The 4,280-nt window shown below is 65.2% G+C and carries 6 protein-coding genes; 1 reads left to right on the top strand and 5 read right to left on the bottom strand.

The genetic code is table 11. From position 1 onward, the window contains the following. The 4 genes from QZY06_RS08065 to QZY06_RS08080 all read right to left on the bottom strand — a co-directional run. Positions 1-308 (bottom strand): hypothetical protein (locus tag QZY06_RS08065; protein WP_295682623.1); only part of this gene is annotated, 308 nt, incomplete at its 3' end. A 164-nt stretch (positions 309-472) separates the two neighbouring features. Beyond that, positions 473-1,810 (bottom strand): sensor histidine kinase, encoded by a 1,338-nt coding sequence (locus QZY06_RS08070; RefSeq protein WP_295682626.1) that lies wholly within the window; start codon positions 1,808-1,810, stop codon positions 473-475. Next, positions 1,807-2,466 (bottom strand): response regulator transcription factor, encoded by a 660-nt coding sequence (locus tag QZY06_RS08075; RefSeq protein WP_295682628.1) that lies wholly within the window; start codon positions 2,464-2,466, stop codon positions 1,807-1,809. The genes QZY06_RS08070 and QZY06_RS08075 overlap by 4 nt, the downstream gene beginning before the upstream one ends. Beyond that, complete coding sequence (locus QZY06_RS08080) at positions 2,463-2,789, bottom strand: PepSY domain-containing protein (RefSeq protein WP_295682631.1); 327 nt, start codon at positions 2,787-2,789, stop codon at positions 2,463-2,465. The genes QZY06_RS08075 and QZY06_RS08080 overlap by 4 nt, the downstream gene beginning before the upstream one ends. Positions 2,790-2,894: 105 nt before the next feature. On the opposite strand from QZY06_RS08080, the gene QZY06_RS08085 reads away from it, so the two are divergent. Beyond that, positions 2,895-3,371, top strand: coding sequence for a PepSY domain-containing protein (locus QZY06_RS08085; protein WP_295682634.1), 477 nt, complete (start codon positions 2,895-2,897; stop codon positions 3,369-3,371). Between the two features lie 15 nt (positions 3,372-3,386). Here QZY06_RS08085 and QZY06_RS08090 read toward each other — a convergent pair. Then, positions 3,387-4,280: efflux transporter outer membrane subunit (locus QZY06_RS08090; protein ID WP_295682637.1), on the bottom strand; the 894-nt coding region annotated here is incomplete at its 5' end.

Raw genomic sequence — 4,280 nt, forward strand, 5'->3', positions numbered from 1 at the left:
AGTACGTCTCCGCTCCTGACTTCGTTGAGAGCAGTCGAAAATGGTCCGCCGTTGATGCTGAGACTGCCGAGGTCCACGTTCGCCGTCGCCACCGCATCTAGCCCATAAATCGTGACTGGCTCGCTGATTTGCTCACTTCCCGGCGTCGCATCCCGTCGTGGAACCAGACTGAAGGCATCCGGTATTGCTCCAGACGCGGACAGAGACGGTGCAACGAGCGCGAGGGCGAGGGCGAAGCCCAGTGCGGCAGACGCAGATAGAAAGCTGACATACGGACGAATCATGACGATCTCGCGCAGGGACAACATCGATTAGAAACTCGAAATTTTCCGATTCTTATAGCGAGATCGTTCATCGCCATCCGTGAGCGAAATCACACTTTCTGTTGACTACTTATTAACTTTGAAAATCACCGTTTGTACGGCAGTCCAGCGCCGATCCGGGCTCGAAAGATTATCGTCTCAACTTCGCCTCAACCTTGGCTGGCGCCAGCGCCGGCTGGAAAACGCAGCCTGACCCGCAGCCCACCGAGCGGGCTGGCTGACAGGCTCAGTGCCAGCCCATGCAGTTCGGCGAGATCGCGGACGATCGCCAGGCCCAATCCCGAACCAGGACGCTGCTCGTCCAGACGCACCCCGCGTTCGACGACCAGCGCATGTGCGGCATCGGGAATGCCGGGGCCGTCGTCGTCGATCAGCATCAGCAGGCCGTCGGCTTCCTCGATCAGGCTCAGCCGCACTTCGCTGCGTGCGGCTAGCGCTGCATTGTCGAGCAGGTTGCCGGCCAGTTCCTGCAGGTCCTGCGCGTCGATCCGTACGCTGCGTCCGGCCGGCAGTTCGGCAACGATCGTCAAGTCACGCGCCGCGTGGATAGCGCGCACGGCGTCGACGATCGGCAGCAGGCTGTCGCGCAGCGATGCGCGTCCATACAGGCCGCTGATCCGGCCGGCGGCAGCGGCGCGGGACAGATGATGGTCGACGGTCTCCCCTATCCGGACCAGCGAGTCGCGCGCGGCAGGACGATCCAGATTGTCGCTATCGAGTTGCAGATGCAGCGCCGCGAGCGGCTGCTTGAGCGCATGGGCGAGATTGCCGGTGGCGCTGCGGGCGCGTTCGATCAGCGCCTGCTGATGCGCCAGCACTTCGTTGATCGCCGTCGCGACCTCGGCCAGATCGCCGGGCAGTTCGCGTGGCAGTGCTGGATCTAGCGTCGGCCGATCGCCGCCGCGAACTTGCTTCAGCTGATCGCCGAGCCGGCGCAGCGGCGCCAGTCCCCAGCGGATCTGCACGGCAAACGCCGCGATCAGCAGCAGGCCGAGCGAACCCAGCGCGATCACCAGCAGGCGATTGAAGGCTGCGACTTCAATCTCGATTTCGTGCTGCGGCCCGGTGATCAGCAGATGCACCGGCGAGCTTCCGGCCGGCAGCAGCAGATCGAGCTGCGCGGCACGCAGCGGTTCGCCGCGCGGCCCAAGCAGAGGCATTGCAGTCGCCGCTATCCGGTCATCCCACAGCGAGCGCGAAGTCGCCAGCACCTGATCGGCGCGCGCGATCTGCCAGTACCAACCGGAATGCAGGCGCTCGAAGCGCGGATCGGCCAGCGGCCGCGACAAAGTCAGCCTTGCGTCGTCCGCTGGGCCGTTCTCGATCAACCCGGCCAACGTGGTCAGCAGCGCTTCAAGCCGCTGATCGAAACCGGTTTCGACCGACTGCCGGAACGCTGCCGACAGCAGCGCACCAGCAACCGGCAGCAGCAGCGCCACCGTGATCGCCGCGACCACGACCAGCCGCCGGCTCAGCGGTGCTTTCACGGCCGGCGAATCACGAAGCCGAGGCCACGCACGGTTTCGACCAAGCCGTCCGGCAGCTTGCGGCGCAGCCGGCCGATCAGCACATCGATCGAGTTCGAGTCTGGATCGCGATCACGGGCATAGACGTGTTCGGCGAGTTCGGTGCGCGAAACCAGGCGATCACGCGCGTGCATCAGATACGCGAACAGCTTGTATTCCTGGGCCGTGAGGTCGACCGGCATGCCGTCCACCGTGACCTGCGCCAGTCCGGTATCGAGGATCAGACGGTCGTGGACGATGCGGGCACTCGCCTCGCCGGCCGAGCGGCGGATCAGCGCCTGCACTCTGAGCACCACTTCCATCGGCTCGAAGGGCTTGACCACGTAATCGTCGGCGCCGGCAGTGAAGCCGGCCGCCTTGTCCGGCCAGCGACCGCGCGCGGTGAGGATCAGCACCGGCGTCTTGATGCCGTCATCGCGCCACTCGCGCAGCAGGCTCAGACCATCGCGCACTGGCAGGCCGAGATCGAGCACCACGGCGTCGTAGCTTTCGGTGCGCAACAGATAGTCGGCGCGGTCGCCGGCGTTGGCGTGGTCGACGGTCAGGCCGTGGCGAGACAGCAGCTGCGCGAGGCCATCGGCGAGCGGCTGGTCGTCTTCGGCGATCAGCACTCTCATTGGCGGCGCGCCGCTTCGAGGCCGTGTCCCTTGGACTTCAGCAAGCGACCATTGGTGGCATCGAACTCGAACTCGATCTTGGCGCCGGCCGGCGTCAGGAAGTCGATCTCGTAGATCAACTGATCATCGTCATCATCGAGTTCGACTTCCAGCACCTGACCAACATAGTCGGCCTCGATGCGATCGAGCAGCGATTTCAGCGGCACGATCTGGCCGCTGGCCACCGCCGCGCGCAGGCGTTGACCGTGGTCGTCCTTGTCGGCACTGGCGGTGCCGAAGGCGATCAGCAATGCGGCGGCGGTTATCAGCAAACAGGTTTTCATCGCGGCGGTTTCGCATGGATGCTGTGAACCGATCATGAACGAGCCGTTCACGGTCACGCCAGAAGGCGGCGCGCAGTCTGCATGGACCCTAACCGGAGCAACCCCATGCGCAAACTGATCCCGATCACCCTCGCCGCCAGCCTGATGTTTGGTACGTCGACTCTGGCCTCCGCCGCCGACAGCAGTACTGACAATCTCGCCAGCCTGCGCGCCATCTCGGCCCAACTTCGGGTCGGCGGCTTCCAGCACATCGAAGACATCGAACCGGTGCTGTTCGGCAACTGGAAGGTTGAAGCCCGCGACGCCAAGGGCGATGCGGCCCAGGTCTATCTGTCAGCCGATGGCAGCAAGACCCGCTTCGCCCGGCCGGATTTCGGCGATGACGACGATGCCGGCTTCGATGTCGACACCCTCGATCGCCTGTTGAGCAAGCTCGAAGCCGACGGCTACCGCCAGTTTCGCGAAATCAGCTACGACCACGACGGCTTCGAAGTCGAAGTGATCGACGCCAAGGGCCAGCGCCGCGAACTGAAGCTCGATGCCGCCAGCTTCGCCGTACTTGCCAACGCGCAAGACGATTGAGGCTGCGGGTGGCGCTCAGCCCGGCACGGTCTCCGTACCGGGCTCGGCCGCGGGTGCTGGCTCTGCGGCGGCCCAGCCACCACCCAGCGCGCGATACAGGCGCACAGCCGCCAGCCGCGTGTTGCGGCGAGCGGCGGTCAGCGCCAGTTCCGAATCGAACAGATCGCGTTCGGCGTTGATGACATCGAAGTACGAAGAAAAGCCGATCCGATAACGCGCCAGGGCGATGCCATCGGCGCGTCGGAGTGCCGATACGCGAGCGTCCTGTTCGTGCTCGAAAGCTTCGTACTGGCTGCGCTCGGCAAGCGAATCCGCCACTTCGCGAAACGCGCCTTTCACTGCCTGCTCGTAGCTCAGGATCGCTTCACGCTTGCGGGCATCGGCGAGATCGACTTGATAGAGATTGCGCTCGGCATCGAGCAGCGGCTGCAGCAGGTTGCCGCCGAACGAGAACGCGTTCGACGGCTGCGTGAACAGATCGCCGAGCGACTGGCTCGCGGTGCCGAAAGTGCCGGTCAGCGCCAGCCGCGGGAACAGCGCGGCCTTGGCGACACCGACTCGCGCGTTCGCGGCTTTCAAGCGGCTTTCGGCGAGCAGCAGATCGGGCCGCCGTTCGAGCAGGCTCGACGACAGGCCCGCCGGCGGTTCCGGGCTGAGTTCATGGATCTCTTCGCCACGGGCGATCGCCGCCGGATAGCCGCCGAGCAGCAGGCTCAGCTGATCCTCGACCAGGGTGATCTGGCGCTGCAGTTCCGGAAGATTGGCGCGCGCCGCTGCGGCCTGCGCTTCGGCGGTGGCGACATCGAGGCCGCTGATCACGCCGCGCTCGTGGCGCGCCTGAGTCAGCTCGACGAATTTCTCGCGCGTGCCAATGGTGCGGCGGGTGATCGCCAGCTGCTCGTCGAGCGC

The sequence above is a fragment of the uncultured Nevskia sp. genome, assembly GCF_903885465.1.
GTDB lineage: Bacteria > Pseudomonadota > Gammaproteobacteria > Nevskiales > Nevskiaceae > Nevskia.